We start from the raw sequence: 23,842 nt of genomic DNA on the forward strand, positions 1-23,842 counted from the left end.
GCGAATGGATTACGAAGCCTTCTTCGAGGCCGACGCCTTCTCGGGCGCTGCGGTCCCCGACGTGTCCCCGCGCTCGGCCGCGAGGCGCTCGCGCTCTTCGCGTGCGCCTTCCTCACGCGCGCGCTGCACGGCCTCTTCGAAAATGCGCCGCTGTTCTTCTTCGCGCGCGAGGCGAATGCCCTCCTGCTTGGCACGCTCGATCGCGGCTTCCTGGCTGTTCTGGTCGCCCTCGGCCTCCTTGACCTCGGTGGGCGTCCGGAACCAGCCGTCGTCCAGGTGAGCATCGACGTCGTCCGCGTCCACGATGATCGTGTCGACGCGCACGCCGTGCAGACGCTCCTTGGTGCCCTTTCGATAGAGCATCGTCGGTTCACGCATGCCTTTCATGTCGTTTTCCTCAAAGACGAACACCGGCCGAAGCCGGTGCTCGAGGGTTGCTTACTGGTTGAACAGCTCGATGCCGCACATCTCGGTGTTCAGGACTGCCACACCGAAGAAGATGTCCGCGCGGTACTTGATGAGCTTGGTGTCGATGTCGACGAACTTGCACAGCTCGACTTCGATACCCTGCTCGGTCGTTGCACGCAGCACCTGGATGCCGGCGTCGGTCGGCGTCGCGAAGCGGCCCGGCAGCAGCTCGACGGCGTCCTTCTTCCAGTGCGGGTTGGCCTTCGCCGTGACGAGGTTCAGCCACGTGATCGCCGCGCCGTTCGCGGGCGTCGCGCTCACGTTCTGATAGCACAGCTCGGTCACGGAACCGCCCTGCCCGCTGATGAACGGGGGCGTGATCTGCATGTGCGTGCCGTCGACGACCGACACCACGCGGAAGGTCTTCGGCTGGCCCGAATCCACCTTCGTGATGTGGTGCACCGAATCCACGCCGGCAACCTGGAAGCAGTCGCCTGCGGCGACGCCGGCCGTGCTGCTGACCTGGATCGTCTGGAAGCGGTTGTCGACGTTCGTGACCTCGTTGTAGCTGGTCGTCGTGGTCGCCTGCGGCACGTAGTACTGGTTCGCTGCGCCGATCGTGATGGCACCACCGGCCGCCGCGGCGATCTGCGGCGCGTAGTCCATCTTGTACACGTCGAAGCCGGCCACGTCGCCGATGTACGCGCGCTCGTAGGCGGTTTCCGGGCGACCCTGCAGCGTTTGACGCGCCGCGAGGTTGCTCGCCATCGAGTTGTAGTCGCGCGAGCTGAACGCCGTGAATCGATCCGTCTCGCCGATGCCCTGCTCGTTGTAGACCGAGTCGAGCGCCGCGACGTCGTCGAAGCCGGCCGCTGCCGACGTGCGCTGAACCACGAGCGAGCCGAGCGACGTCACCGCGTTGTTCACCGCGACGTTGATGTCCGAAGCGAGCTTCTGCTTCGCGGCATCGCCGAGGCGGTTCTCCTGCAGTGCATCACGCAGCTCGAGCGCGGTCATCGTCCACGGCACCGAGCGGGGTTGGTTGATGGAGGCCGGCACGCTGAGCTGCGTGTAGGCTCCGAAGTTGCCCGTCATGTCCGTACCCGCATACGACTGCGCGATGTACGGCATCGGGCGCCAGATGATGTTCAGCGACCGTTCCATCGCCTGCTGGTCGGTCGTGTACTTGCGCACCATGCGCGAGAGAACGAGCTGATCCTCGAAGCCCTCCAGGAGCTGCTCGAAGGCTACCCGTTCCTCTTTCGAAAAGTTGTTCGACATATTGCCCTCTATCCGGTTGACAGAGAGCAGCTACGCCCTATTTGCGCGACTGCGCCTTCAGTTGCCGTCGGTAGGCATGAACACGCGTGTAATCGCCCGTCTTGTCCGCCTCGGCCCGTAGCTGCTCGAGTTTCCTCTCGCTGCCGCCGGCGGAGGCGCCCGCGGAAGACGAGACCCGCGCCTCAGGCGCGGCTTTGCTCGCGGTCGGACGGTTCAGCTTGATTTCCTTCTCAAGCTGACCGGCGCGGAACGCGAACCGGACGGGATCCTTGATTTCGGCCAGGGCTTTCAGTTTGTTCGGGAAACGACCGAGGGCGGCGACCAGCAGCGCGGGTTTCTCGGCGCCGAGCAGCAGGATGCCCTGCTGTTCCGGCGTGAGAGCCGTGACCACTTCGTCTTCCAGCTCGCGGAAGTTTTTGATGCGCAGTGCGGCGGCCTCGGTTGCGTACGCTTTCTCGCGATCCGCCACCATCTGACGACGTGCATTCGCATTCCGCTCCTGTTCGGCCTGCGCGGCGTCGACCTTGCGCTTGTCTTCGTACCACTGCTCAAGCGCCTGATCGAACTTGCTTTCGTCATAGTCGAACTGTTCCAGCTTGGGCTTGGGGCCCAGCGTCGGAACCTGAACGGGCTGCTCCTGCTTCTGCACACCCTGTTGCTGCGCTTCGAGCTCGCGAATGCGCCGCTGGGACGCAACGTAGTTCTGGCGCAGCTCCTTCACCCACTGAGGAGCACTCTGCTGATCCTGGCTTGCATCGGAGGCCGGCGAAACCTCGTCACCGAACTGGAAATCGAGTTCGCCCTCATCGCCGCCTTCGCCCGGCGCGCCGTCGACGGACCCGTGGTCATCGTCGGAATGCGCGCCGTTTGCGGCGGTGCCAGCGCGGGCTGCTGCTTCCGCGTCGGCGTCGTTTTGGGTCGAAAGAACAACTTCCGGGTTCTGCGTGTCTGCCGTGAGAGTCATAAGATCACCGTTAACTCGCAGCTAGGCGCTACGGGGGCCTGCGCTGCATTGATAGCAACAATCGTTGCGGGAATCAAGGAAAAACATCACGCGTTGTCAAGATTGCAGCGCGGGCTGTGCGGGCGCCGATGCGGCCGCTGCGTCCTCCGATGTCTGAGCGATGAGCGTCTGCAGGATCTCGTGCGCGACGCGCAGGCGATCGAGGCCGTGATCGGCGAGCCGCGCCACTGCATCGGCCCGGCTGTTCGCCGCGCCGGCGAGCGTCTTGAGCGTCTCGGCACCGGTCTTTTGCGTGAGCGCGACCTTGTGGCCGAGTTCGGCGTGCGCGAGCTGATCGTGAATCGACGGCGGCTGCGACGCGGCGGCCTTCTGGATCTCCTCGAGCTTCTTGCGCTCCTCCTCGGTCGGCTTGACGACGCCCATCTGCACCAGGCGGAAGCGCATGAACTCGCGCACGTCCTCGAGGCCCTCGCCGTCCATGTTCGCGATGATCAGCGACGTGATGATCGACTGGAGTTGCGGATCCTGAATCATCGGCAGGATCGTGGTGAGCGCGGCCACCATGGCGTCGCGCCGGCTCTTGAAGCCCGGGCCCGTGTCGACGTCGGCCTCGTACTTGCCGTTCTGCAGGTCGTTGAGCACGACGTGCGCGCCGTCCTTCACCTGGCGCTGCTTCAGCCGCACTTCACCTTCGGTGCCGTCTGGCCCGATCGTGACCATGCGCCGGCCCTCTTCGTCGTAGACCTCGCGCGCCATGCCGAGCCAGATCTGACCGGTGCGTAGCATCGACTTTCCGAAGTTGTCCATGTAGATGAACGCCTGCATGTCCACGTGCGTCTGGATCGTCTGCATCAGCTCGTTCGAGACGTTCGACGGCACCTGCTCGCCAGCCTGCTGGTTGCCGAGCAGCTCCTTGATCGAGCCGTCGGTCAGTTCGAGCAGCGCGGCGAGCGACTGCGGCACCGGAGGCGGATCGGTATAGCCGACGGGGCCCTGCACCTGCTCCTCGCCATTCGGGCCGGCGGGCGTCGGGTTCACGAGCAGATACGGGTTGTCCTTGATGTTGTCCTCGGCCCACGTCACCTCGTGCCCGCGGATCTGGTCGGGCGTGAAGATCGGTTTGCGGCGCGGCGACAGCGCGGTAATGATCGCCAGCAGCGACACTTGCATGTTGAAGAGGCGCTGCGCATCCTTCGCGAGGCGCACGTGCCCCATGATGCGTTCCTGGTTGTCGATGTACGCGCGCTTGCCGTAGAACGGCACGACCGGGATGTTCGGCCCGGCGATGTAGCCGCAGTCCTCCAGCACGCGCGCGCCATCGTGAATCCACTTCCGCACGCGGCGGCGCTTCTTCGTGCGCGTGCGCACCTCGGTGTATCCCATCGCCTGCAGTTCGGCGCGGTCGCCCTCGGTGAGTTCGTCGAGCGGAATCTTCTTGTCCTTCTCGTTCTGGCCGAGCATGCGGAACACGACGACCTTCGTCTTGACGTCCTCGACCTCGTAGTACTCGGCCACGTAGATGACGTCGGGCGTGTACCAGTCGAACTCCGTCATCTTCTGGACCTTCCGGAACGTGGCCGGCTGCCCGCTGTTCGCCGCGGCCCACGGATCCTTCATGCCCGTGTCGCCCCATTCCTCGGCATACGCGTCGCGGCCCATCGCCGAGATCACCCAGCAGCGCTTCGCATCGCTCTTGTCGTACTTCTTCCCGTCGAGCGAGAAGAACACCGACGAGTCGGCGTCGTAGATCGGCTCGAAAATGATCTTCTGACGGTCGTCCTCGTCATCGAACTCATCGGCCTCGACGTTACGCAGGCGCCAAGCGCCCATGCCGCCCGCCGTGCCCTCGTCGAAGCCGTTGTCGAAAGCTTCCTGGCCGCCGCCATGCTTCTCGTCGGCACGGAACATGCCCGTCAGGTTGTCGGCCGTCTGGCTGCTCGCGTCGTCGTCGCGCGCGATGAAGCGCACGCTCGCGCGGTTCGCGCGGTACTCGTTGAAGATGCGCACGACGGCCATGTGCACCTTGTTCACCTCGAAGCGCGGCTTATTGTCGAACTGCAGGCGCAGCGCGTCTTCCCACATGGCACCCTCGACGAACACGAAGCGCCGGTCCTGCAGGCACTTGAGCCGGATTTCCTGCTGGCTCTTGTACGACATGTCGAAGTGGATACACGAGCGCTCGACGACTTCCGCGCTGATCTCTTCCTTGGTCTTTGCCATCACCGCCTCCCTTGATTCCAATGGTTCACCGTCGGCACGATCGTCACGGGTGCCGGCGGCGGTTTCGCGATCTTCAGTTTCTTGTGGGCCTGTCCCCACTGGCGCAGCGCGTCGGCGCCGTTCGAATGCAGGTCGTGCTTCGGGTAGTCGCGCCACGTGCCCGCGCGCTCGTCCCACTCCTTCGAGTACTTCTCGACGTGGTCGAGACCCTCCTTGCAGCCCTCGGCATCGAAGCATGCGAGCGACAGCGCCATGCGTGTCTGGTTGATGCCGACGGTCACGTCGTCGATGCGCGGCACGATCACGATGTCGTGCACGCCGAGGCCGCGCAGCATGTCCTCAGGCGATTCGTTGCGCCAGCCAGTGCCGAGGCGCTTGTTCTTGCCGTCGTGCGGCAGATAGGCGGTGCCGAACGTGTAGCCCGTCTCGTTCATCACCTTCACGTAGTGGTCGAGCGTGCGGCCGCTGCTCTCGTAGTACTTGATGAAGTGGTGCGAGACGCCGACGAGCTGGTGGAACCAGATCGCGTTCAGGTCGTTCTGCCCGAGATCCCAGAACGTGTTGACCGGCACGCTGCGGTCGTACGGCACGCGCGCGATGCGGCCTTCGCTGCGCATCGCATCGAACTGCTCGCGGTACCACGCGCCCTCGTTGCTGGCCTCGAATGCTTCGTCGGGCGTGCTCGGGTATTCGCGCTTCATGTCCGCGCCGAGCCGGCGCTTCGTCAGCACGTACCAGGCACGCTTGCGCATCGACAGCTCGACGCCGGTTTTCTCCTCGACCTTGTCGAAGTACTCGCGCTCCTTGTCGGAGATCACTACTCCGCTCGGCTCGGCCTCGTACTCGCTGCGCGTGAACCACGGGAAGAAGAAAAACTTCTCCTCCAGCGGTTGGAGCGGCTGACCCGCGCGCTTGCGCGCGTCCTCGCACATGTCGTAGAACTTGCCCTCGCGGCCCTCGGCCGTCGACTCGACGAACAGCAGCCCGTCGGGCGCGAGCGCGGGAATGGCGCCTGTCGTGATTTCGCGCGCGCGCCGCGGGTTCTGCGCGCAGATCTTCCCGAACTCCGAAACGTGCAGGTATTGCAGCGTGCCGGAACGCATCGACGTGCCCACGCGCACGCTGGAGTTGTTCGACAGCAGCAGCTCGGACACGCTCTCCTTCACCGGATAGCGACGCTCGCGTATTCCGCTCGGCAGACCGTCGTAGGCGAACTTGATCTTGTCGCGGAAGATCGTTTCGGCGTTCGTCGCCGTGTCCGCGATCACGCCGGCGCGCACGTTCGAATTGAACACGGCCGCGTCGAGGAACATGAGCTGGATCAGCGTCGAAAACCCGAGCTGCCGCGCCTTCAGGATCACATTCCGGTAATGCATCTCCTCGAGGAAATGCGTCTGCTCCGGATTCGGCTGAAACTTGATGACGCGGTTGCTCTTGTCCGTGATGCGGTACAGGTTCGACAGCCGCCAAACCGGGTTGCTCCACTCTTCCATCTTTAGGCGCGCGTCGACCATCAGTCGTCGTCCTTCGGCCCGTCGACCGGCACCTGCGGCGGTTTGAACGTCGTGCCGTCGAGCTCGCTCAGCAGCTCGTCGATCGGCGAGATACCGACGCGCGTCACGTTGTCGATGCGATCGCGCCAGCCGAGCCGGTTCTTCAGCCAGAAGATCAGCAGCGTCGCGTCGCCGCCCATTGCCTGGTCGTACGCTTTCCCGACGATCTTCGCGTCGGCGTGGAATGCGCCTTCCTCGATCGCCTCCTTGAAGCGGGGATACTGCTTGCACCACGTGAGCAGCGTGCGCCGCGTCACGCCGAGCGCCTTGGCGATTTCCTCGCGCGTGGCACCGCGAAGGGCGTACGCACGCGCGAGAGGCGCGAACTCAGGGTTGTATTCGCTCGGGCGCGCCATGATCACCTCACCGATTGATGCGACGTCGCAGCTTGAGGACTGCCATCGCGAAGCACCAGCAGATCCAGAAGGTGCCGATGTAGAAAACGATGCGGTCCGTATGAGGCACGCCGATCGAAACGAGGAACGTGCCGAGGAGCACGATCGCGAAGACGCCAATCGCGAATATGAGCGCGTGGTAGACGACGTTCAGCATGCCCGCTTCCCCTTTCCCTTGGACATCGCGTTGTCCTTCGCCTGGAGCTTCTTGGCGCCCTTCATGTCTTCCTTGCGGTCCTTCGGGCTGCGCTCGTACTTGTTGAGCGCCGTCTTCAGGGACTCGCGTTTCTTTGCATTGCCTGCAGCCATTTTCGATACCTCCAGTAGATCCTCGAATCCTTCGAGTAGAGCCTCCAAGGCGCTGCGCTCGGCTGCGTTCAGCCGGTAACGCAGCGCACGGATAAACGCGACGGTCACTTGTGCAGCTTCTTCAGCGTCTTCGCGAGCCGCGCGCGCTCGCCCTCTTTGCCGCCCTTCTTCGCCGCGGCGTCGAGCTTCTTCTCGGGGATCTTTTCGCCCTTCTTCACCCCGAGTTCCTTGCGCAGCGATCCGGGCTTCTCGATCGCGCCTTTGATCCACTTCTTCTCCGCCATGACGACCTCCAGAAAAGCGGGCACGCGGCCCGCATGGGTTACTTCACGAGCGCTTCGATCTCGTCGAGCAGCTTGATGAACGGCGCGCGCGTCACCTCATCGAACGTCCAGAAGTGCTTGCGCAGCGTGTACACGCGCGACGCGACGGCTTCAGAGACGGAAGCGGCGATTGCGAGACCGACGCCGACTTGCGAGACAGACGACGCAGATGACTGCGTGTCGCTTGCGGAGGAGTCGCCCGCAGTCGGGGCAGCGGCGTTTGGGTCATCCGATGCTCCAGTGGTCTCCGCATCGGACACTTCGGATGAGGGTGAAGTCTGTGCCGAGAGGCTTGCCGCATCCGTCGCATTCGTAGCAGCACCGGAACCGGCCGCGCCAACCTCCCCCGCCGCCGCGACCGCCGGCGCGTCAGTCACAGCCGTGGAATCGGCAACATGCGCATCCAGGCTTGCGGCATCCACTGCAACAGGGGATTCCGACGCAAGCCCAGTGCTCGGGACATGCTCCCCCGCCGTGGCCCCGCCAGCCTCCTGCACGGGTTCGCTGCTGCTCGGCGCGCCGTCGCCGTGGATCAGGTGCTCGACGGCCGTTTCGACCTTCTCGACGATCTCGCCGACGATGCCCGTCGACTGGTTCTGTTGCTCTTCACTCATGATGGTGCTCCAGGTGAGGTGCTGCGGGTTATTCGAGAATGACCCAGTCGTCCGCGAGGATCGAATCCATGCCGGGCACGAATACGCACACCGTGTCGTCGGCCCGCTTGATCGCGAGGTACGCGTGATATGGCACGAGCCCGTTCTCGCCGAAGTGCTGCTTCGCGATGTCGGTCTGCGCCGGATACGCGGCGGCCGGGACGTAGTAGACGAAGACGCCGGATGCCTTCCAGCCGGCGCGGGTGACCTTGCATCCCAGCATCAGCGCGTGAAGCGCATAGCCGAAGCCGTTTGCGGAGCCAGATTTCGAGGCCTCGATCTCACTCTCGAGCTGCTCGTTGCTCACGAGCCGATTGCCGGGCGACCGCGCGACCTGCGCCTCGAGCTGCTCCGTCTTCGCCGCCTGCCCCTTCTGAAACGGCATCCACTCGGCGAACGGCTCGTCGTCGCTGCCCTTGTCGTCGCCCTGCAGCAGGCGGACGCTCGTGAGCGCGTGATGGCGCCCGAGCGCATCAAGCACGGCGAGATTCACCATGCGCGGCCCGTGCACGTACGTCACGATCGCGGCGAGCGGCTGCTTCGGGTCGCATTGAATACGCAGCCCGGCGGCCGACTTCCCCGGCCGGAAATGCACGATTCGTCCTACGGTGGGTTCGATCACGGTTGCTCCTATGCGGGTTGGTGCTGCTGATCGCGCCAGGCCACGAACGGCCGGCGCAGGAACTGGTGGAAGCGCTGCTCGGCAGCGCGGTCGGTCGCGAGCTGCTTGCGGGTGTCGATCTCGCACACCGTGCGGATGAATGCGGCTGCCGTGTCGACGTCGACTGATTGCGGCGGCACGGTGTACTGGCCGACCCACTCGCGGAACTGCGGGTCGCGCGGCAGGTTGCACGCCAGATGGAACGCGCTGAGCTTCGGCTGCTCGTCGAGGTGGGCGAGGTTCATGCGTCACCAGCCTGCTTGACGCGGGCGGCCTCGATCTCGGGCATCCCGTCGAATCCGCAGTCGTTGCATTCGTAGCCGACGTCGATTAGGCCACCGCATTCAGGACAGCAAGTGTCCTCGCGAAGAAGATGGCGGCGCAGCGCCGGCGATTTCACGGGGAACGTGAGAAAGCGGGTATCGGAAGTCATCAGTCGCACTCCCCGCCGTCGCTGTCTCCTTCGATGAGCGGCGCCGGCAGCGCGCGCGTCGGCTGCACCTCGCGCACCGCGTCGGCCGGAAGGTCGACGTCGTAGCGTTCCCGCATCTGCAACCCAGATCGGCAAATTCCGACTGATTGGCACGCAATTGGTGTCATGCAGTTCGAACACGTGCCATCACGCCAGCCGCGCGGCTGCCCTGCGTTCCAGCCCATCGAGCCGCCGAAGAGGAGTTCATCGATTCCCATGCCCCACCTCACGCAAACATCGCAGCCTGCGGCTGCTCGACGACGATCGGCGTGATCGTCACCACGACGCGGGCCTCGCCGTCAGGCTCAGCCACGCGCCCCGAATCGGCCCACACCCAGAAGTCATCCTCGAATGCGATCTCCTTCAGCGAGTCGTAGATGACCTTCCGCGCGTTATCGAGGTCGATGCGCTGCACCGTGTCGTCCCAGCGCGCGCCGTGCAGGCGCTGCCGCTTCTGCCAGTCCTGCGGCCGCTTCGCGTACAGCACGATGTCGACGCGCACGCGGCCCTTGATCGCTTCACGCACGCCCGCCGCGCGCAGCAGCCAGCCGACCTCCTGCTTATAGGCCTTCGCCTCGCTGCTCGGCGCGGTCATGATCCGCTTGCCGAGGTTGAACGACTTCCAGTACCGATTCGCGCTGATCGGATACGGCAAAACGAGCGTCAGCGCCGTGCCCTGCTTTTGGGCGGGAAGAAACTCGCGCGCGGGCGTAGTGGATGCGGTCATGCTCATGCCACGCTCCAAAGCCGTTGCCCGCGCATGCGGTAGTTGTCGACGACCGTCTCGCGGATCTCGGCGTACTGCTGCTTCAGCTCGGCGTCAATGCAATCCTCGACGACGCGTCGACCAGCCGGCGACGTGATCGCGTCAGTCGCGCACTTCGACACCCCGGCCGTCAGCGGTGCACCATCGGACGACGCGCCGCGCAGAATCAGCTTGAACGCCCATTCGGCGGTCGGCTCGCGATTGAGCATGCTCGTGATCGCGGGCCGCATCTTGCCGAGATGCGCGCTCACGGTCGCCTCGTCAGCCTTCGGGCCATAGCCGATTCGATGCACGGTCGAGGCAGCCTGTTCGCTGCGCGCCTGACGGCACAGCGCGACGAACTCGGGCAGCGTCGGCGGCTTCGGCAGCGCCGTGAGGTTGTCGCTCCCCGCCTTCAGCTGGTCGCGCGACAGCTTGCCGAGCTCGATCGCCCAAGCCTTCTGCACCTCGCCCACGTTCACGCCGGTCCACATCGAAGCGAAACGCGAGCCGTAGAACGCGGCCATCTTCGAGAAAAGCGCCTCTATCCAATGCTGCGGGAGCGCGTCGAGCGGCCAATCAGGGCGCTTAAACGTCGATGGTTCGGTCATCTGGTTCATGGCTTCGGTTCCGTCCGGTGAGGGCTGCAATGGTCTGGGCGTTCTGGTCGGTCCAGCTCGGATTCGGCGAAGCGCGCGCGGCGTTCGCATTCGCCATGCAGCGGTCGACGTAGAGCGGGAGGCATACGATCGGTTCGCTGGCGTCGCGTATCGCGGCGGCGATCGCGTCATCGACGAAAGCCGTCGTCAGGCCAGCGTTCGTCCATCCGGCAAAGACCGGCCAGAGCTTCTTCCGGTCGTTGACGTTCGTCGGGTCAGCCTCGAAGCCGTGCTTGTCGCGCAGGTATCGCAGCCACTCGGCCGCGTCCTTCGGGCGGAAATCGTCGGCGGCGACTCGCGCGGGTTTACCGGGAGAGACGACAGTACCTACGGTGTTAACTTCTCCCTGTCCCTTCCCTTCCTTTCCTTTAAGAGCGTTTTCCGCAGGAATTCCATCGTCCTTCCGGCGGAAGTCTTTCTTCGTTCCGGTGGAAGCTCGTTCTTTTCCAGCGGAAGGACTGCTAAATTCCTCGGGAAACAAAGCCTTTTCCATCGGACGACCCATGTCGATCCACTGGTCAAGCTCCGGGACTTCCAGTGGAACGAGGCCGGAATCGGCGCGCGCCTTGTTTCGTTTCCGGACGCGCTCGCAGAGCTTGTCGTGCGCCTGCCGGTGCTTTGCGAACCATCCTTCGTTCGCCTTCTCGGCCACGACCGGGTGATAGAGGCGGCCGTCGCTGCACTTGATCCAGCCGCGCAGCGCGCCATCGCGGATCGCTTGCCATGCGGCGGGCGCACGCTGGTAACCGGTGAACTTGGCGAGCACGCGGTCATCGTCAGGCAGGCTGGCGGCCGGAACCTGGTGCCACGATTTGCTCCAAAGCAGCAACGCGGCCCAGCACGCCTCCGGCGACTCAAGAGCGGCCAGATCGCTGTCACACAGCCGCTGCACGTCGAGCGGCATGAACGGAAAATCGCGCAGGTCGCAATCCGCAGGGGTGAGAGGATTCGGGAGGTCGTTCACGCCCACCTCCAGCACCCGCCGAACGCGAACGAGATGACCGCGAGCATCCAGGCGTCGATGAAGAACTCGAGCATGGCGCCCTCCCTCAGCGAAGCCCGCACTCGCCGGCGCCCTGTCGCGCGCACTCGCAAGCAGCCCCGACCTTGCAGAGGGTCGCGATCGCATCCAGGTACGGCCGACTGACGAGCGCGTATCCGGCGACGTCGATCGCCTTCTCGAATTCGTTGATCAGCACGCCGCGCTGACCGCTCAGAAAGCGGCTCACTTCGGACGCATCCCAGCCAAGAACCTCGGCCGCGCGCTTGCGATCCGGCCCGGTCAGGACGTCGCGCAGCGCCTTTTCAATGTTCGGTTTGGCCATGACTGGCAACCCCTAGCAAAAACTGTTGAGTGCCGTTGCTGCGTGGCACAAATACGATGCGGTCAACGTCAACCGCGTCTTTCGGGAGGAGCTTCCAGCCATGTCAGAATCGCGTACCCCTACGTCAATCCGTTCCATGAAAGGAGGCTCCTGTGACTCAACTGATGGAATTCTTGGTGCTGCTCGCCGCGATCATTGCGTTCGGCGTCTTCATGGTTCGCGGCGATGCGCGCTTCAGGGCGCGCCGCGCAGCAGTGAAGTCCGTCAAAGAAGATCCAGCGGCCGTTGTTACGGTGAAGACGGTGCACCTTCTGCGGGCGGAGATTGCGGAAAGCCGCGCTCGAACGGACCTACTGCTGGCGGCAACTGGCTCATTGCTGCGCATGAGCGAGCACCGAGAAGAGATCCAGCAGGCGTTACGCGATGTTTCGGACATGCTCGAGCGCAAACACATGGAAAACGAGCAGTACGGCGTGGCGCTCAACGAGGCGCTCGCCACACTTCTCGAGATCAGCGGGGCAGAGGAACCGCGCGATGTGAACTGAGCGGCGCTCACGCAGGCACCTGTGTCGGCTGCACAGCGGTTTTGGCGGCGAAATGCTCACCATGGAAGGCCGCGATTCGATTCCAGTACGAAGCCTTCGTGTCGGCGATCTGCCCCGACTGGATACGGCTGATGGTTGCTTGCGGGATGCCGGTGGCCGCGCCGATCTTGCTTTGGCTCACGCCGTCGGCTGTCAGCTCGTCGACCAGTTGCTTAGCGGGCTTCATAGGACGCTCCAAGGTCTGTTGGAGCGTATTTTATACGTTTTCGTATTGAAGTAAATCTATTTCGTATAGAGACTTGCCGGACGCTATGCAAATACGTATTTTCCCGGGCATGACTGACGACCCTAACTTCCTCGCCTCGAACCTTCAGTGGCTGATGGATCGCCGCGGACTGAGCGGCAACTCGCTCGCTGAGGCGCTGAACAATCGGCCGCCGCAGCCGACCATCCATCGCATCCTCACGGGGGAGAGTCAGACGCCCCGCGACCCGACGCTACGTCCCATAGCCGACTATTTCGGGGTATCAATCAATGATCTCCGGTATATCGATTTGCGAAAGATTCAGTCAGAATCCAACATTCGTCCCGCTGCGATCGGGACCAGGCGCATCCCCTTATTGAATAGCCTGCAGGTGGTAAAAATGACTGAGGCCGCGAGCACATTGCCGAGGAACGGGGTATTCGAATTCCTTTTGACTGATCTGGAGCTATCGGACAACGCATTTGCATTGGAAATTGATGACGACTCCATGACCCCCGAATTTAATGCGGGTGATCGAGTCATCATCGATCCCGCGCTGAGCCCGCGACCAGGCGACTATGTTGTCGCTGCCAAAGAGGGCGAAGATGCGACGTTCAAGCGTTACCGAGCACGTGGTACGAATGAAATGGGTCAAGATGTATTCGAGCTCGTCCCCCTTAATCCGGATTACCCGACCGTGAGTAGCGAGCATCGATCGGTAAAAATCATCGGTGTGATGGTGGAACACCGGCGATATCGAAGACGATAACGGCACAATTAGAAATTCGTTTCGGGGAAGAAAAATGCTAAAAAAAATCTGCGCCCTACTTGTGGCGCTTCCGCTTGCAGGCTGCGCTACCTATGACCTTTCGCTGATGCCGAGGGGGCCCGGAAAGATCGCTCACGGCACAGCGAAGCAGATCGACAAGACCGTTTCGATCACGATCGACGATCGCACTTACGACGGAAAATTTGCCTACGTTCAGGGCGGTTCCTTCACGCTCGCGACGGCTTTCTCGGGTGGCCAAGTTGCGACCGGCAATGCGGTCGGCGTCAGCGCGACGGGCAACGGAAACGTCCTCGCGCAGTCTGCCGACGGCCACAATCTGCGCTGCGTCTTTTCGTTCAGTGGCTGGAGTCAAGCTGGCACTGGCACATGCCTCACCGATGATCAGCAGCTGTACGATCTGCAGATTTCGCGGTAGCGCCTCTAGCGCGTTGCCCTGACGGGGCCTGCGCCCGTCATATCAAGAATCCCGCTCCGGCGGGATTTTTTTCGCCCACCCCTATGCGAAATCGTATTGACTATCCAATACACTTTCGTATAATTGCCTCCATCAGCACCACATGAACGAGGCACCCCGTGAAATCAGAAGACACCCGCGGCTGGACCACCCAGGCCGAGTTCGACTTCATCGATCAGCTCGCGAGCCGCATGAACGCGATCTCGCTCCTGCAGGGCTACCTGGCCGGCATGACGCGGCGCACGGAGTTCTGCGGGATCGACCCGACGCGCGCGACGCGGTACGCGCACGACCGTCTCGACACGATGCTGCGCAAGTTCGCGGCCTGAGGAGAACGACATGCTTGCACCCACCACCGAACGCACCGCCGACTTCTGGTCGGACCGCCAGCTGCAGCAGTTCAATGATGCGGCCGACGCCGAGGCTGACCGCACCGAACTCGTCGCGGCCATCGCGAAGGAGCGCCTGAAGGCGAAGATCGCCGCGCTGTCGGACGACGATCTGATCGGCGGCATGCACAGCGTCACGCAGCAGAAGCACGGCGCTGCTCTACGCGCCGCGTTCCGCGAGTCGCCGGAGGCACTGGGCGATCTGGTGATGTCGATCATCGTGCACGCGATGAGCGAGGACGCGGAACTCGAGGCTGAGCGCTCGCTCGATGACGAGCGGCCGCGCTTCGCGAACGTCAGCTGCTCGTCGTGCGGCCAGAAGTTCGGCCCGGGCGCCGCCGGTTTCTCCAGCTGCGCCGACCACATCGGCCGCCACGTGCGCTTGTTCGACGAGCTCTGACATGCAGCTCTTCGTCAAAACCGTCCTGATCGGGCTCGGCGTGCTGTTCGTCGTCGGCATCGTCTACGAGGTAGTCGATCGCATCCGCGGCGCCATGAAGAACATCGAGAACGACGAGCACCACCTGCACTGACCACCGCGCCCGCCCTGCGGGCAATCACACCACACCGAGGATAGACCATGAGCGAGATCAAACACACGCCTGACGCCCGCGAGCTGCTGCTCGAAGCCGGCGCTGAATGCATGTCGCCCGAACAATACGAAGCGTTCGAGATGCTTCTGGCGACGCAGCAGGATCTTTCTCAGCGCTTTTCGAACTGCGTGACGAAGCGCCTGCACATTGACGTGCCGACCGATGCAGAGATCGAATCGGAGGCTCGCTTGTACAGCCTCGATCTGGCGAATGGCCTCGACTGGTGTTTCGACGACTTCAATCTCAAGGCGTTCATCCGCACGCTGTTCATCGCTCGGAAGGCATGATGCGCGCCCCTCTCAACAGCCCAACGCTTGTATCGCGCGGTTACAGCCGATCGGTTGTATCGCGCGACTGGTTCCCGCTCGCGGTGCTCGGCGCGCTGTATCTGATCGCGTGCGGGGTTGCGCCGGCCTATGAACTTCTCGCGGGGATCGCGCGATGAAGCTGTTCTACCTCCAAGACAGCCGCTCATTCGTCGGAAACGACGTGATGTGGTGGGCGCAGAACGGTAACGGCTACACGACCGACCTGCGCAAGGCGCACGTGTACACGCAGGAAGAAGCGCAGGCGCGCCACAACGCGCGCGAGACGGACATTCCGTGGCCGAAGGATTACATCGACGCGCGCTGGCGCCCGGCTGTCGACGTGCAGCACATCAAGCGCGACGAGGCGCTCACGGGAAGCGGCATTGAACTCGTCAAGCCGCAGAAGCAACGCTCCGACCGTGTGAACTGCATCGGGTGCGGCCGCTTCCCGAGAGACGCCGATCGCTATTCCCTCGACTGCCCACACTGCGGCGCGGACAACCGACCATGAACCCGATCACCTACCTGTGCGGCGCGCTCGACCGGCTTTTCGAGCGTAACCCGGTCGCCGGCATCATCGTCGCGATCCTCATCGCGTTCGGATGCGCGGTCGGCATCGCATACCTCGGCACTACGCCGGAAGCGCCGCGCGGCGTGTGGGGGGCGTGATGCTCAAGTACGACCTGTCGATCGACGCGTATCACGCGCTGCCGCCCGTCTCGAAATCGCAGCTCGACGACCTCGCGCTGTCGCCGTTCCACTTCTACAGCCGGCACCGCAATCCGCTGCGGCCGCCGCGCGCCGAGAAGCCGGGCCAGCTCGAGGGGCACCTCGCGCACTGCGCAGTGTTCGAGCCGGAACACTTCGACGCGCGCTACGTCTGGGCGCCGAAGGGTGCGCCGCGCAAGCCAACGGACACGCAGTGGAACGCGAAGAAGCCTTCGCCGGACAGCATCGCGGCGATGGAATGGTGGCGCGAATTCCTCGACGCGTGCGGCGAGAAGCGCGTGATCACGGTCGATCAGTACGACGTCGCGATGCGCCAGGCCGAAGCCGTGCGCGCGCTGCCCGAGATTCAGGACGCGCTGTCGCGCGGCCGCGCCGAGGTGTCCGCGTTCTGGACGGACGAAATGACTGGCGTCGAATGCCGCTGCCGGCCCGACTGGGTGCACCAGCTGTCGCGCAAGTCGGTCGAGTTGCTCGACCTCAAGACGTATAGCTGCGCATCGGCTGACGAGTTCCGCCGCCAGATCGCGCGCAAGCGCTACCACGTGCAGGACGCGTTCTACTCGGCCGGATACAGCGCGGCTGCCGGCGTCACGGTCGAAAAATTCACCTTCGTGGCCGTTGAAACCGAATGGCCGTACGCGGCCGCGTCGTACACGCTCGGCCCGGAAAGCCGCGAAGAAGGGTTCATGGAGTGCCGTCGGCTGCTCGACGTCTATGAGGAATGCATGCGCCTGAAGCGCTGGCCCGGCTACTCGAACAAGAGCACGCAGATCGACCTGCCGCCGTACGCGTTCACGTCGCAAGAGGTGGAAATTTCCTATGTGTAGATCCATCACTCGCGAGCGCGTCGCGGAACGCCTCACGTACGACGCAGCCACCGGACAGCTGATCTGGAAGACGGCCGCCAAGAACAAGGCACACGTGATCGGTAAGCCTGCGGGCCGCATCGAAGCCAACGGTTACTGGCACGTGAAGATCGACAACGTTCTGTATTCATCGCACCGCCTGATCTGGCTGTTGGCCCACGGCGAATGGCCGAAGGGAATGATCGACCACATCGATGGCGACCGCACCAACAACCGCCTTTCCAATCTGCGAGACGTCGATGCGAAAGGCAACGGCGCGAACCGCAACAAGGTTCGAAAGGATTGCCGATCAGGTGAATTCGGCGTCTTCGAACAACGCTCGCGCTGGTATGCGTACGTGTGCCGCGACGGACGAAAGATCAGTTTGGGCGGCTATCCCGACAAGGCGTCAGCAGTCGCCGCACGGGCCGCATTCAAGAAATCTGAGGGAGAAAACCATGTCTGATATCACCGACCTCCGCGGCACCATCGTGCCGAAGTCCGACCAGCTGAACGCGGAGCAACTGCTCGCAGGCGACCTGACCATCACCGTCACCGATGTGCGCATGGGTAGCGAGGATCAGCCCGTGATCCTGCACTACCAGAACGACGAAGGCCGGCCGTACAAGCCGTGCAAGACCATGCGCAAGCTGCTGATCTTCGCCTGGGGCGAGGATGGCCGCGCGTGGGTCGGAAAGTCGATGACGCTCTACAACGACCATGCCGTGCGTTTCGGCGGCATGACGGTGGGCGGCATCCGCATCAGCCACCTGAGCAACATCGAGCGCGAGATCTCGCTTTCGCTGACCGCGACGAAGGGCAAGAAGGCGATGCACACAGTGCTGCCGCTCGAGGTCGTGAAACTCGACGACGTGCTGAAGGCGATCGCAACTGCGACCGACCGCAACGGCATGAACGCAGCGCGTGCGCTGGCGATGAAGCTGCCGCCGGGCGACCAGGCGCAGGCAGCGCAGGACGCATACAACGCCCGCATGAAGGAACTGCGCGGCGCGGCGACGCGCAAGCCTGCCGACCAGCCGTCGACCGACGGCCCGAGCACCGAAGAAGCGGCCGCGCTTGCGCAGATCGAAGCATGCGCAGACGTCGACACGCTCGACGCCTGCCTCGATGGCTTCCGCGACTACCCGGCAGACATGCTCGAACGCCTGACCGAAGCGTACAACCGGCGCCGCGAAGCGCTGCTCGGCGCGTAACCCCCTCCATCACCACCCGGAGCAACCATGTTCGAAATCAAAGACAGCACCCTCGCGAAGATCGTCAGCTGCACGAACGTTTCCGAGAAGCACGGCGCCGAGCGCAAGCCCGCGATCTCGACCGGCCTCTACATTGTCGGCGGCGGCGAACTGCTCGATATGTTCGACCCGGCGCTGCGCGGCATGCTCTACCGCCGCCCGCAGCCGAAGCCCGGCGAGCTGGAAATGGAGCACGACGGCCTGACCGAGCTGCGCTTCCCGTTCATGCGCAACCTCGTGTGGGACAGAAATTACGAAGGGTATCTGCTGCGCTTCCACATCGGCGCGACGGGCGCCGAGGACGTGCTGCTCGCCGAGTGCGGCCTGAAGGACATCCGGTTCACCACGCAGGAAGGCGGCTCCGTCGGAGTGCACTTCAAGATCACCGCGCATCCGAAGGACGACGAGGACCACGGCAAGATCGCGCGCCGCGTGCAGCAGGAGATCGGCATCACGCTGACGCCGCCGAGCGACTACGTCGAGCCCAGGCTGTTCGGCGATGCGCCGCCGGCGGACGACGAGCACCGCCCCTTCGCAGGATCGGATCTCGACACGCAGCCCGACGAGGAAGTAGAGGAAGAGTGAACTACCAGCCGCGCGGCACCCGTCGCGCGGCAACCCAAGCTTCAACGGTGGGTGCTCGGTGTGACGGGTGGGCGCCGTCACAACGCCAAAAGATCTGCAGCGCGGCGCTTTCATGCAACCAGCTGCCACATGCTAGCCGAGCACTCGCCATTGAGGCTTGATCTACTGATTTAGAGGATGACGATGGTACCAACCGCGATTTTCCTGTTCGACCGCACCGGCAACATGGCTCGGCCGTGGGCGGACGCCGGCTATCGCTGCATCTGCTACGACATCCAGCACGTCGGCCGCACGGTGCGTGACGGGATCATCTTTCAGCAATGGGATGCGCTGCTTGGCGCGCCTGGGATCCCCGCGGACTCGACCGTCGTGTTCGGCTTCGCATTTCCGCCCTGCACGGATCTCGCGGTCAGCGGCGCACGCTGGTTCAAGGAAAAGGGTCTGCGCCGGCTCGCCCAGGCGATAGAAATGGTCGCGATCGCCGACGAGTTCCTGAGCGGCCTCGGCGTGCCGTATGGCATCGAAAACCCCGTGAGCGTGATCTCGTCGCATTGGCGCAAGCCCGATTACACGTTCCACCCATACGAGTTCACGGGGTTCGAGCTGTCCGACAACTACACGAAGAAGACGTGCGTATGGGCCGGCGGTGGATTCGAGATGCCGGAGCCGAATCGAGCTGACGGCCTCGGCGCACCCGACAACCGAATCCATGCCGCCCCCCCCTCTGACGACCGCGGCGACATCCGCTCGGCGACGCCGATGGGATTCGCTCGCGCAGTGTTCGTGGCGAACGCGAAGCAACTGATCAACGAAGGCCAATGATGATCGACTGGATCGACCACTCCCATCGCGGCGACTGCCGGGACCTGATGCGTGCAATGATCGCCGACGGCGTGCGCGTGCAGACGATCGTGACCTCGCCTCCATACTGGGGGCTGCGCTCGTATCTGCCCGAAGGCCACCCGGACAAGCACCGCGAGATCGGTCAGGAGTCGACGCTGCGCGAGTTCATCGACACGCTCGTCGGTGTGTTCGACCTCGCGCGCGAGCTGCTCGCGGATGACGGCACGCTCTGGCTGAACATGGGCGACGCATACGCCGGTTCGTGGGGCGCGCAGGGGCGCACTGGACAGATGTCGGACCGGTCGGTGATCAGCGCGCAGCAGATCGCCGCTGCGCAGCACCGGAAAAGCGGCACCGGATCGCGCGAGCGCACGGGCCTGAAGCCGAAAGACCTGATGGGCCAGCCGTGGCGCCTCGCATTTGCCTTGCAGGATGCCGGCTGGTATCTCAGGCAAGACATCGTGTGGGAAAAATTGAACCCGATGCCCGAGAGCGTGCGCGACCGTTGCACCAAGGCACACGAGTACATGTTCCTGTTGAGCAAGAACGAGCGGTACTACTTCGATCAGGAAGCGATTCTCGAACCGGTGAGCCCGAATACGCATGCACGTCTATCGCAGAACGTGCAGGCGCAGATCGGCAGCGAGCGCGCGAACGGCGGGGCGAAGTCGAACGGGAACATGAAGGCCGTCGGCCGCGGAGTCGGCTGGGGGCATGGCACCGACGCTGACGAGCGTTCGCGCGGACGCGTGAAGCGAAAGCTGGCTGACGAAGGCGCCGGAACGAAGAACAACGCCAGCTTCGACGAAGCGATGGCGATCATGCCGACGATGCGTAACCGCCGTTCGGTCTGGCACATCCCGACGCAGTCGTATAGCGGCGCGCACTTCGCGACCTTCCCCGAAGCGCTCGTCGAGCCCTGCGTGCTCGCAGGCAGCCGGCCGGGCGACGTCGTGTTCGATCCGTTCTTCGGCAGCGGCACCGTCGGCCAGGTCGCGCAGCGGCTCGGCCGCCGGTTCCTCGGCTGCGAGCTGAATCCCGACTACGAAACCCTGCAACGCGACCGGCTGCGCCAGCCAGGGCTCGCGCTCGCCTGACCACCTGAGGACCAAACACCATGACGACCAATGAAAATCCCGCAGCCGTCCGCGTGTGCGCAATCGCCGACATCCAATGTTCGCGCGGTTGCGGCACCGGCGCATGCAAGCGCGAGGCTGAATCGTTGCAGCCCGCAGCAGCGCCGATCGACCGCGCAGAAATGGTGAAATCTTGGGGCGAAATCAGCTCGCAGATGTTCGCCAAAATGACCCCGTGGCAGTTCTACGAGGCTGGTTGGGTTGCGGCATGCGCAACGGTTCCCGCACCCTCGCCGGCGGACGAGCGGGCGGCGCTGTCGGATCAAGACATCTACGACAAGTTCAGCTTCTTGGAAGGGCTCGTCAACGAGAGCACCTACATGCGAATCGCTGACACGGCTATCGAGATTGCCCGCGCCGCATCTGCCAGTGAGACGGGGGCGGAAGGGGCGATCGAGCTGCCGCACTGGTTCGAAATGTTCCTGACGAACGTTTGCGAACTTCCCGACCGGAACAGCCCTGAAGGCGAACCCGACGCGATCGTCGCGACGCTCGACGAGCTGCGCAACTGCGCGATCAATGCGATCGAGCAATGCATTTCCTATGCCGTACCAGCGCCCGCTATGGCGGCGGAAGCGGTGGCGATCCCGGTCGGATGGAAGCTCGTGCCGATTCGTCCGACCGGCGTGATGAAGGATGCCGGGCATTGGTCGTTGCCGGTAGGCGTCGGCGGCCCGTGGACTGCCGCAGCCGTCTATCAGGCGATGATCGACACCGCCCCGCAGTCGCCCGCGCAGGCTCACCCGAATGTGCTGCTTGAACAGGCTGCATGCGCGCTGGAAAGCATGGGCATGAAGGAAATGGCTCGCATCGTGCGCGGCGACAAGATTCCGAATGACGGCAGCACGATCACCCAGCCCGCGCAGCCCGACGCACCGGCAGAGGCGCACGAGCCGATCGGGCCGCACGATCTGAACACCAGCGAGGGAGGCCGGGGCTACGTGGCCGAGTTCTTCGTGAAACGCCTGCGCAACCGTCACTACGGGCGCTATATCGAGGAACGGCTGGCGGCCGACTTCGCGTGCGCGCTGGCTCAATACCTGCGTGATCGCGACGTCGCCCCGCAGCCCGCGCAGGCAGACGCTCGGGTCGGGCTGACGGACGAGCTGCGCGAGTCGGTCGAGCACGCGGCGACGTGGCTGGCGCGATCCGAAGACCTGCAGAACAAAGCCCACGCGGAACGTCTGCGCGACCTTCTCCAAGGAGCCAACCATGACTGAAGATCAGATCAATCGACGCTGGGTCGAGATCCTGCTCGACACTCTGAGCGCGGAGAAGCCAGTCACGATCGGCCCACGCGATGCGTCATGCTTCATCAACGCCCTCCGCGCCCTTCTCGCCACACCGCTGCCGGAGCCGCGCACCGAGGTGACGGACGAAGTCATCGCGTGGGATCGCGTCGTCGGTATCGGCCTGCAGCACGGCATGCAATGGACGGACGAGGCGGGTTGGTCGTTCGCGAATGACGATCCACTGCATGCGTTCGCGAACGATCTCGCTCGTTTCGTCGCCGCCCGCACCGGAGCCTCATCGTGACCAGCCGCCGCATCAACAGCACCGCGGTGTTCAACGTCCTGACCAGCGGCACGCACACCGCGCGCGAGATCGCGGCCGAGTTGCAGACGTCGACCGCGCTCGTGCAGGGCTTCCTCGACACGCTGTTCTACGCAGGGCGCATCCGGATCGATCGGCGCGTGCGCACGGACACGGCGTACGAGGTTGTGCCGGCCGCGACGTCACGCGCGCCACTCGACACGCCGTCCGCCGGGCCGCGCCTCGCACCCAACCTGCAATCCACGCTAGCCGGCTACGATCGCGAGATCATCCGCCGCGTCGAGCTTGCCATGACCACGAGGGGAAAATGATGAAGATCAGACTGAGCGATTGGCTCGAACGCGAATTCAGCCCGGCACCCGCGATGCGCACTGCATCCCGGTGGGTCAAGGAAGGCAAGATCTACCCGCCCCCGATCAAGGTCGGCAACGCGTATTACGTCGAGCAAAATGCCGTCTATCAGGACAGCGCTCGCCCTCGCCTCGTCCATAGGATCGCATGATGGCCGCCCGACCACGCATCCGCATTCGGGCCAGTTGGCCCGAGCATCTTCACGAGCCGCGGCCCGGATATTTCACCTGGTTCGATCCGCGCACGAAGAAGACGCACATCCTCGGCCGCATGCCGCTTGCCCAGGCGATTTACGAAGCGACCGAGGCGAACATGTCGATCGCCGAAGGCAAGAAGACGCTCGCCGAACGCGTGGAAAGCGATTCGCCGACATTCAGCGAGTTGCTCAAGAAGATGCCCGTGTCAGAGAAGCACAACACCGCCAAGAGTCGGAAGCTGGCAGATGGCCGGCTCGAGGCGAAGATTGGCAAGGTCAAGTGCCGCGAGCTGACGACGAAGCACTTCGCAGACATCATCGAGGCGATCCTCGCCGAGGGAAAGGCGGCTCTGGCAAAAGTCGTGCGTGCGCGCGCCATGGCGATCTGTCGCCGCGGCGTGTCGCTCGGCTGGATGGATTCCAACCCGGCCGCCGTGACGGAAGGCGTGAAGTTCAAAACGAAGCGCAGCCGTCTGACGCTGGAATCGTTCGAGAAAATTCTCGCGCAAGCCCCGACCGTCACGAACTGGCTGGAAAACGTGATGCTGCTCGCGCTCGTCTCGGGACAGGATCGATCAACCTGCGCGCGCTGGGAGCGGTCATGGATCAAGCATGGACATGCGCGCGTCGCTCGGCAGAAGACCGGTGTCGTTATCGAAATTCCGACGAGCCTACGCCTGGATGCTATCGGCATGACACTGGCCGACGTGATCACGCGATGCAAGAAAACTGGCGTCATCAGCCAGTACCTGATCCACTACACGACCAGAAAGAACGGAACCGTGCCGGGCGCACCGGTCGGACTGGGGGTCATCTCGGCAGCGTTCGCTCGGGCACGCAAAAAGGCCAAGATTCCGGATGAGAACGCACCGTCGTTCCACGAGATTCGAAGCCTCTCGAAGCGACTGTACGACAAGCAGGGGAACGTCGACACGAAGGCGCTACTCGGCCACATGTCGGATACGTCGGCCGAAACCTACGCGGATGCGCGAGGAATCGAGCCTATTCGGGTGAAGGTGGGTTTTTAACGAATTCTGAACAGGTTCTGAACACGCGCTT

39 protein-coding genes are annotated in these 23,842 nt (G+C 63.8%); 20 read left to right on the forward strand and 19 right to left on the reverse strand.

The features are described from left to right. Nucleotides 1-9: 9 nt before the first annotated feature. The 18 genes from ACTJLD_RS30285 to ACTJLD_RS30370 all read right to left on the reverse strand — a co-directional run bounded on the left by ACTJLD_RS30285 (nucleotide 10) and on the right by ACTJLD_RS30370 (nucleotide 11,968). Nucleotides 10-387, reverse strand: a complete 378-nt coding sequence (locus ACTJLD_RS30285) for a hypothetical protein (RefSeq protein ID WP_440660403.1) — start codon at nucleotides 385-387, stop codon at nucleotides 10-12. 51 nt (nucleotides 388-438) lie between these two features. Further along, the gene (locus ACTJLD_RS30290) at nucleotides 439-1,689 is read right to left on the reverse strand and encodes a P22 phage major capsid protein family protein (RefSeq protein ID WP_059588123.1); all 1,251 of its coding nucleotides are present in this window, start codon (nucleotides 1,687-1,689) and stop codon (nucleotides 439-441) included. 37 nt (nucleotides 1,690-1,726) lie between these two features. Further along, a complete protein-coding gene (locus tag ACTJLD_RS30295) occupies nucleotides 1,727-2,653 on the reverse strand; it encodes a hypothetical protein (protein ID WP_440660404.1) in 927 nt (308 codons plus the stop codon). A 96-nt stretch (nucleotides 2,654-2,749) separates the two neighbouring features. Beyond that, nucleotides 2,750-4,873 carry a portal protein gene (locus tag ACTJLD_RS30300; RefSeq protein ID WP_440660405.1) on the reverse strand — a complete coding sequence of 708 codons (2,124 nt, stop codon included), beginning with the start codon at nucleotides 4,871-4,873 and terminating at the stop codon, nucleotides 2,750-2,752. Further along, entirely contained in the window at nucleotides 4,873-6,387 is a 1,515-nt protein-coding gene (locus ACTJLD_RS30305) for a terminase (protein ID WP_440660406.1), read from the reverse strand. The genes ACTJLD_RS30300 and ACTJLD_RS30305 overlap by 1 nt, the downstream gene beginning before the upstream one ends. Further along, nucleotides 6,387-6,782: a helix-turn-helix domain-containing protein gene (locus ACTJLD_RS30310; RefSeq protein ID WP_440660407.1), complete on the reverse strand. Its 396-nt coding sequence runs from the start codon at nucleotides 6,780-6,782 to the stop codon at nucleotides 6,387-6,389. Before ACTJLD_RS30310 ends, ACTJLD_RS30305 begins: the two co-directional genes overlap by 1 nt. A gap of 7 nt (nucleotides 6,783-6,789) precedes the next feature. After that, nucleotides 6,790-6,978, reverse strand: a complete 189-nt coding sequence (locus ACTJLD_RS30315) for a hypothetical protein (protein ID WP_440660408.1) — start codon at nucleotides 6,976-6,978, stop codon at nucleotides 6,790-6,792. Continuing rightward, entirely contained in the window at nucleotides 6,972-7,238 is a 267-nt protein-coding gene (locus tag ACTJLD_RS30320; RefSeq protein WP_440660409.1) for a hypothetical protein, read from the reverse strand. Before ACTJLD_RS30320 ends, ACTJLD_RS30315 begins: the two co-directional genes overlap by 7 nt. Further along, nucleotides 7,235-7,414: a hypothetical protein gene (locus ACTJLD_RS30325; RefSeq protein ID WP_440660411.1), complete on the reverse strand. Its 180-nt coding sequence runs from the start codon at nucleotides 7,412-7,414 to the stop codon at nucleotides 7,235-7,237. The genes ACTJLD_RS30320 and ACTJLD_RS30325 overlap by 4 nt, the downstream gene beginning before the upstream one ends. 38 nt (nucleotides 7,415-7,452) lie before the next feature. Then, nucleotides 7,453-8,067, reverse strand: coding sequence for a hypothetical protein (locus ACTJLD_RS30330; RefSeq protein WP_440660412.1), 615 nt, complete (start codon nucleotides 8,065-8,067; stop codon nucleotides 7,453-7,455). Between the two features lie 28 nt (nucleotides 8,068-8,095). Continuing rightward, entirely contained in the window at nucleotides 8,096-8,728 is a 633-nt protein-coding gene (locus tag ACTJLD_RS30335) for a DUF2829 domain-containing protein (RefSeq protein ID WP_440660413.1), read from the reverse strand. 8 nt (nucleotides 8,729-8,736) lie between these two features. Further along, nucleotides 8,737-9,012, reverse strand: coding sequence for a hypothetical protein (locus ACTJLD_RS30340; RefSeq protein ID WP_440660414.1), 276 nt, complete (start codon nucleotides 9,010-9,012; stop codon nucleotides 8,737-8,739). Further along, nucleotides 9,009-9,200, reverse strand: coding sequence for a hypothetical protein (locus tag ACTJLD_RS30345; protein ID WP_440660415.1), 192 nt, complete (start codon nucleotides 9,198-9,200; stop codon nucleotides 9,009-9,011). Before ACTJLD_RS30345 ends, ACTJLD_RS30340 begins: the two co-directional genes overlap by 4 nt. After that, the gene (locus tag ACTJLD_RS30350) at nucleotides 9,200-9,457 is read right to left on the reverse strand and encodes a hypothetical protein (protein WP_440660417.1); all 258 of its coding nucleotides are present in this window, start codon (nucleotides 9,455-9,457) and stop codon (nucleotides 9,200-9,202) included. The genes ACTJLD_RS30345 and ACTJLD_RS30350 overlap by 1 nt, the downstream gene beginning before the upstream one ends. Nucleotides 9,458-9,465: 8 nt before the next feature. Then, complete coding sequence (locus ACTJLD_RS30355) at nucleotides 9,466-9,966, reverse strand: RusA family crossover junction endodeoxyribonuclease (protein WP_440660419.1); 501 nt, start codon at nucleotides 9,964-9,966, stop codon at nucleotides 9,466-9,468. 2 nt (nucleotides 9,967-9,968) lie between these two features. After that, entirely contained in the window at nucleotides 9,969-10,604 is a 636-nt protein-coding gene (locus tag ACTJLD_RS30360; RefSeq protein WP_440660421.1) for a hypothetical protein, read from the reverse strand. Then, nucleotides 10,573-11,607 (reverse strand): DUF1376 domain-containing protein, encoded by a 1,035-nt coding sequence (locus tag ACTJLD_RS30365; RefSeq protein ID WP_440660423.1) that lies wholly within the window; start codon nucleotides 11,605-11,607, stop codon nucleotides 10,573-10,575. The genes ACTJLD_RS30360 and ACTJLD_RS30365 overlap by 32 nt, the downstream gene beginning before the upstream one ends. Nucleotides 11,608-11,692: 85 nt before the next feature. Beyond that, nucleotides 11,693-11,968 carry a hypothetical protein gene (locus ACTJLD_RS30370; protein WP_059588100.1) on the reverse strand — a complete coding sequence of 92 codons (276 nt, stop codon included), beginning with the start codon at nucleotides 11,966-11,968 and terminating at the stop codon, nucleotides 11,693-11,695. Between the two features lie 152 nt (nucleotides 11,969-12,120). Between ACTJLD_RS30370 and ACTJLD_RS30375 the strand changes: the two genes are divergently transcribed. Further along, the gene (locus tag ACTJLD_RS30375; protein WP_440660425.1) at nucleotides 12,121-12,513 is read left to right on the forward strand and encodes a hypothetical protein; all 393 of its coding nucleotides are present in this window, start codon (nucleotides 12,121-12,123) and stop codon (nucleotides 12,511-12,513) included. 7 nt (nucleotides 12,514-12,520) lie between these two features. Here the strand turns inward: ACTJLD_RS30375 and ACTJLD_RS30380 are convergent, their stop codons facing one another. After that, nucleotides 12,521-12,739, reverse strand: coding sequence for a transcriptional regulator (locus ACTJLD_RS30380; RefSeq protein ID WP_440660427.1), 219 nt, complete (start codon nucleotides 12,737-12,739; stop codon nucleotides 12,521-12,523). Between the two features lie 109 nt (nucleotides 12,740-12,848). Between ACTJLD_RS30380 and ACTJLD_RS30385 the strand changes: the two genes are divergently transcribed. From ACTJLD_RS30385 to ACTJLD_RS30475, 19 genes are all read left to right on the forward strand, one after another. Further along, the gene (locus tag ACTJLD_RS30385; protein WP_440660429.1) at nucleotides 12,849-13,526 is read left to right on the forward strand and encodes a helix-turn-helix domain-containing protein; all 678 of its coding nucleotides are present in this window, start codon (nucleotides 12,849-12,851) and stop codon (nucleotides 13,524-13,526) included. Nucleotides 13,527-13,560: 34 nt separating this feature from the next. Further along, nucleotides 13,561-13,962 (forward strand): hypothetical protein, encoded by a 402-nt coding sequence (locus tag ACTJLD_RS30390; protein ID WP_440660430.1) that lies wholly within the window; start codon nucleotides 13,561-13,563, stop codon nucleotides 13,960-13,962. A 158-nt stretch (nucleotides 13,963-14,120) separates the two neighbouring features. Beyond that, nucleotides 14,121-14,330: a hypothetical protein gene (locus ACTJLD_RS30395; protein ID WP_440660432.1), complete on the forward strand. Its 210-nt coding sequence runs from the start codon at nucleotides 14,121-14,123 to the stop codon at nucleotides 14,328-14,330. A gap of 10 nt (nucleotides 14,331-14,340) precedes the next feature. Then, nucleotides 14,341-14,790, forward strand: coding sequence for a hypothetical protein (locus ACTJLD_RS30400; protein WP_440660433.1), 450 nt, complete (start codon nucleotides 14,341-14,343; stop codon nucleotides 14,788-14,790). 1 nt (nucleotide 14,791) lies between these two features. Continuing rightward, nucleotides 14,792-14,923, forward strand: coding sequence for a hypothetical protein (locus ACTJLD_RS30405; protein WP_440660434.1), 132 nt, complete (start codon nucleotides 14,792-14,794; stop codon nucleotides 14,921-14,923). Between the two features lie 47 nt (nucleotides 14,924-14,970). Further along, entirely contained in the window at nucleotides 14,971-15,270 is a 300-nt protein-coding gene (locus ACTJLD_RS30410) for a hypothetical protein (protein WP_440660435.1), read from the forward strand. 154 nt (nucleotides 15,271-15,424) lie between these two features. After that, nucleotides 15,425-15,802, forward strand: coding sequence for a hypothetical protein (locus ACTJLD_RS30415; RefSeq protein ID WP_440660436.1), 378 nt, complete (start codon nucleotides 15,425-15,427; stop codon nucleotides 15,800-15,802). Continuing rightward, entirely contained in the window at nucleotides 15,799-15,960 is a 162-nt protein-coding gene (locus ACTJLD_RS30420) for a hypothetical protein (protein ID WP_440660438.1), read from the forward strand. The genes ACTJLD_RS30415 and ACTJLD_RS30420 overlap by 4 nt, the downstream gene beginning before the upstream one ends. After that, a complete protein-coding gene (locus ACTJLD_RS30425) occupies nucleotides 15,960-16,847 on the forward strand; it encodes a PD-(D/E)XK nuclease-like domain-containing protein (protein ID WP_440660440.1) in 888 nt (295 codons plus the stop codon). The genes ACTJLD_RS30420 and ACTJLD_RS30425 overlap by 1 nt, the downstream gene beginning before the upstream one ends. Continuing rightward, on the forward strand, nucleotides 16,840-17,331 hold the full coding sequence (locus ACTJLD_RS30430; RefSeq protein WP_440660442.1) for an HNH endonuclease signature motif containing protein: 492 nt from the start codon (nucleotides 16,840-16,842) through the stop codon (nucleotides 17,329-17,331). Before ACTJLD_RS30425 ends, ACTJLD_RS30430 begins: the two co-directional genes overlap by 8 nt. Next, entirely contained in the window at nucleotides 17,324-18,079 is a 756-nt protein-coding gene (locus ACTJLD_RS30435; RefSeq protein ID WP_440660443.1) for a hypothetical protein, read from the forward strand. Before ACTJLD_RS30430 ends, ACTJLD_RS30435 begins: the two co-directional genes overlap by 8 nt. A gap of 27 nt (nucleotides 18,080-18,106) precedes the next feature. Continuing rightward, on the forward strand, nucleotides 18,107-18,703 hold the full coding sequence (locus ACTJLD_RS30440) for a hypothetical protein (RefSeq protein WP_440660444.1): 597 nt from the start codon (nucleotides 18,107-18,109) through the stop codon (nucleotides 18,701-18,703). A gap of 177 nt (nucleotides 18,704-18,880) precedes the next feature. Beyond that, nucleotides 18,881-19,525, forward strand: coding sequence for a hypothetical protein (locus ACTJLD_RS30445; RefSeq protein WP_440660445.1), 645 nt, complete (start codon nucleotides 18,881-18,883; stop codon nucleotides 19,523-19,525). 2 nt (nucleotides 19,526-19,527) lie between these two features. Next, a complete protein-coding gene (locus ACTJLD_RS30450) occupies nucleotides 19,528-20,643 on the forward strand; it encodes a DNA-methyltransferase (protein ID WP_440660524.1) in 1,116 nt (371 codons plus the stop codon). A gap of 20 nt (nucleotides 20,644-20,663) precedes the next feature. Then, the gene (locus tag ACTJLD_RS30455) at nucleotides 20,664-21,902 is read left to right on the forward strand and encodes a hypothetical protein (protein WP_440660447.1); all 1,239 of its coding nucleotides are present in this window, start codon (nucleotides 20,664-20,666) and stop codon (nucleotides 21,900-21,902) included. Then, nucleotides 21,895-22,218, forward strand: a complete 324-nt coding sequence (locus ACTJLD_RS30460; RefSeq protein WP_440660448.1) for a hypothetical protein — start codon at nucleotides 21,895-21,897, stop codon at nucleotides 22,216-22,218. The genes ACTJLD_RS30455 and ACTJLD_RS30460 overlap by 8 nt, the downstream gene beginning before the upstream one ends. Further along, nucleotides 22,215-22,547, forward strand: a complete 333-nt coding sequence (locus ACTJLD_RS30465) for a DNA-binding protein (RefSeq protein WP_440660449.1) — start codon at nucleotides 22,215-22,217, stop codon at nucleotides 22,545-22,547. Before ACTJLD_RS30460 ends, ACTJLD_RS30465 begins: the two co-directional genes overlap by 4 nt. Continuing rightward, nucleotides 22,544-22,738, forward strand: a complete 195-nt coding sequence (locus ACTJLD_RS30470) for an excisionase (RefSeq protein WP_234743167.1) — start codon at nucleotides 22,544-22,546, stop codon at nucleotides 22,736-22,738. Before ACTJLD_RS30465 ends, ACTJLD_RS30470 begins: the two co-directional genes overlap by 4 nt. Then, nucleotides 22,738-23,811: a tyrosine-type recombinase/integrase gene (locus tag ACTJLD_RS30475; RefSeq protein ID WP_440660450.1), complete on the forward strand. Its 1,074-nt coding sequence runs from the start codon at nucleotides 22,738-22,740 to the stop codon at nucleotides 23,809-23,811. The genes ACTJLD_RS30470 and ACTJLD_RS30475 overlap by 1 nt, the downstream gene beginning before the upstream one ends. Nucleotides 23,812-23,842: the final 31 nt, after the last annotated feature.

Source organism: Burkholderia sp. 22088 (assembly GCF_052045915.1).
Classification (GTDB): domain Bacteria; phylum Pseudomonadota; class Gammaproteobacteria; order Burkholderiales; family Burkholderiaceae; genus Burkholderia; species Burkholderia cepacia.

Bases quoted from the DNA above. Each gene is read 5' to 3' on its own strand.
- ACTJLD_RS30430 (WP_440660442.1), top strand. From the start codon at position 16,840: ATGTGTAGATCCATCACTCGCGAGCGCGTCGCGGAACGCCTCACGTAC.
- ACTJLD_RS30400 (WP_440660433.1), top strand. From the start codon at position 14,341: ATGCTTGCACCCACCACCGAACGCACCGCCGACTTCTGGTCGGACCGC.
- ACTJLD_RS30310 (WP_440660407.1), bottom strand. From the start codon at position 6,782: ATGGCGCGCCCGAGCGAATACAACCCTGAGTTCGCGCCTCTCGCGCGT.
- ACTJLD_RS30370 (WP_059588100.1), bottom strand. From the start codon at position 11,968: ATGGCCAAACCGAACATTGAAAAGGCGCTGCGCGACGTCCTGACCGGG.
- ACTJLD_RS30355 (WP_440660419.1), bottom strand. From the start codon at position 9,966: ATGACCGCATCCACTACGCCCGCGCGCGAGTTTCTTCCCGCCCAAAAG.
- ACTJLD_RS30345 (WP_440660415.1), bottom strand. From the start codon at position 9,200: ATGACTTCCGATACCCGCTTTCTCACGTTCCCCGTGAAATCGCCGGCG.
- ACTJLD_RS30410 (WP_440660435.1), top strand. From the start codon at position 14,971: ATGAGCGAGATCAAACACACGCCTGACGCCCGCGAGCTGCTGCTCGAA.
- ACTJLD_RS30470 (WP_234743167.1), top strand. From the start codon at position 22,544: ATGATGAAGATCAGACTGAGCGATTGGCTCGAACGCGAATTCAGCCCG.
- ACTJLD_RS30330 (WP_440660412.1), bottom strand. From the start codon at position 8,067: ATGAGTGAAGAGCAACAGAACCAGTCGACGGGCATCGTCGGCGAGATC.
- ACTJLD_RS30285 (WP_440660403.1), bottom strand. From the start codon at position 387: ATGAAAGGCATGCGTGAACCGACGATGCTCTATCGAAAGGGCACCAAG.
- ACTJLD_RS30435 (WP_440660443.1), top strand. From the start codon at position 17,324: ATGTCTGATATCACCGACCTCCGCGGCACCATCGTGCCGAAGTCCGAC.
- ACTJLD_RS30475 (WP_440660450.1), top strand. From the start codon at position 22,738: ATGGCCGCCCGACCACGCATCCGCATTCGGGCCAGTTGGCCCGAGCAT.
- ACTJLD_RS30390 (WP_440660430.1), top strand. From the start codon at position 13,561: ATGCTAAAAAAAATCTGCGCCCTACTTGTGGCGCTTCCGCTTGCAGGC.
- ACTJLD_RS30340 (WP_440660414.1), bottom strand. From the start codon at position 9,012: ATGAACCTCGCCCACCTCGACGAGCAGCCGAAGCTCAGCGCGTTCCAT.
- ACTJLD_RS30360 (WP_440660421.1), bottom strand. From the start codon at position 10,604: ATGAACCAGATGACCGAACCATCGACGTTTAAGCGCCCTGATTGGCCG.
- ACTJLD_RS30420 (WP_440660438.1), top strand. From the start codon at position 15,799: ATGAACCCGATCACCTACCTGTGCGGCGCGCTCGACCGGCTTTTCGAG.
- ACTJLD_RS30385 (WP_440660429.1), top strand. From the start codon at position 12,849: ATGACTGACGACCCTAACTTCCTCGCCTCGAACCTTCAGTGGCTGATG.
- ACTJLD_RS30380 (WP_440660427.1), bottom strand. From the start codon at position 12,739: ATGAAGCCCGCTAAGCAACTGGTCGACGAGCTGACAGCCGACGGCGTG.
- ACTJLD_RS30295 (WP_440660404.1), bottom strand. From the start codon at position 2,653: ATGACTCTCACGGCAGACACGCAGAACCCGGAAGTTGTTCTTTCGACC.
- ACTJLD_RS30325 (WP_440660411.1), bottom strand. From the start codon at position 7,414: ATGGCGGAGAAGAAGTGGATCAAAGGCGCGATCGAGAAGCCCGGATCG.
- ACTJLD_RS30445 (WP_440660445.1), top strand. From the start codon at position 18,881: ATGACGATGGTACCAACCGCGATTTTCCTGTTCGACCGCACCGGCAAC.
- ACTJLD_RS30425 (WP_440660440.1), top strand. From the start codon at position 15,960: ATGCTCAAGTACGACCTGTCGATCGACGCGTATCACGCGCTGCCGCCC.
- ACTJLD_RS30315 (WP_440660408.1), bottom strand. From the start codon at position 6,978: ATGCTGAACGTCGTCTACCACGCGCTCATATTCGCGATTGGCGTCTTC.
- ACTJLD_RS30460 (WP_440660448.1), top strand. From the start codon at position 21,895: ATGACTGAAGATCAGATCAATCGACGCTGGGTCGAGATCCTGCTCGAC.
- ACTJLD_RS30440 (WP_440660444.1), top strand. From the start codon at position 18,107: ATGTTCGAAATCAAAGACAGCACCCTCGCGAAGATCGTCAGCTGCACG.
- ACTJLD_RS30455 (WP_440660447.1), top strand. From the start codon at position 20,664: ATGACGACCAATGAAAATCCCGCAGCCGTCCGCGTGTGCGCAATCGCC.
- ACTJLD_RS30415 (WP_440660436.1), top strand. From the start codon at position 15,425: ATGAAGCTGTTCTACCTCCAAGACAGCCGCTCATTCGTCGGAAACGAC.
- ACTJLD_RS30290 (WP_059588123.1), bottom strand. From the start codon at position 1,689: ATGTCGAACAACTTTTCGAAAGAGGAACGGGTAGCCTTCGAGCAGCTC.
- ACTJLD_RS30300 (WP_440660405.1), bottom strand. From the start codon at position 4,873: ATGGCAAAGACCAAGGAAGAGATCAGCGCGGAAGTCGTCGAGCGCTCG.
- ACTJLD_RS30405 (WP_440660434.1), top strand. From the start codon at position 14,792: ATGCAGCTCTTCGTCAAAACCGTCCTGATCGGGCTCGGCGTGCTGTTC.
- ACTJLD_RS30350 (WP_440660417.1), bottom strand. From the start codon at position 9,457: ATGGGAATCGATGAACTCCTCTTCGGCGGCTCGATGGGCTGGAACGCA.
- ACTJLD_RS30305 (WP_440660406.1), bottom strand. From the start codon at position 6,387: ATGGTCGACGCGCGCCTAAAGATGGAAGAGTGGAGCAACCCGGTTTGG.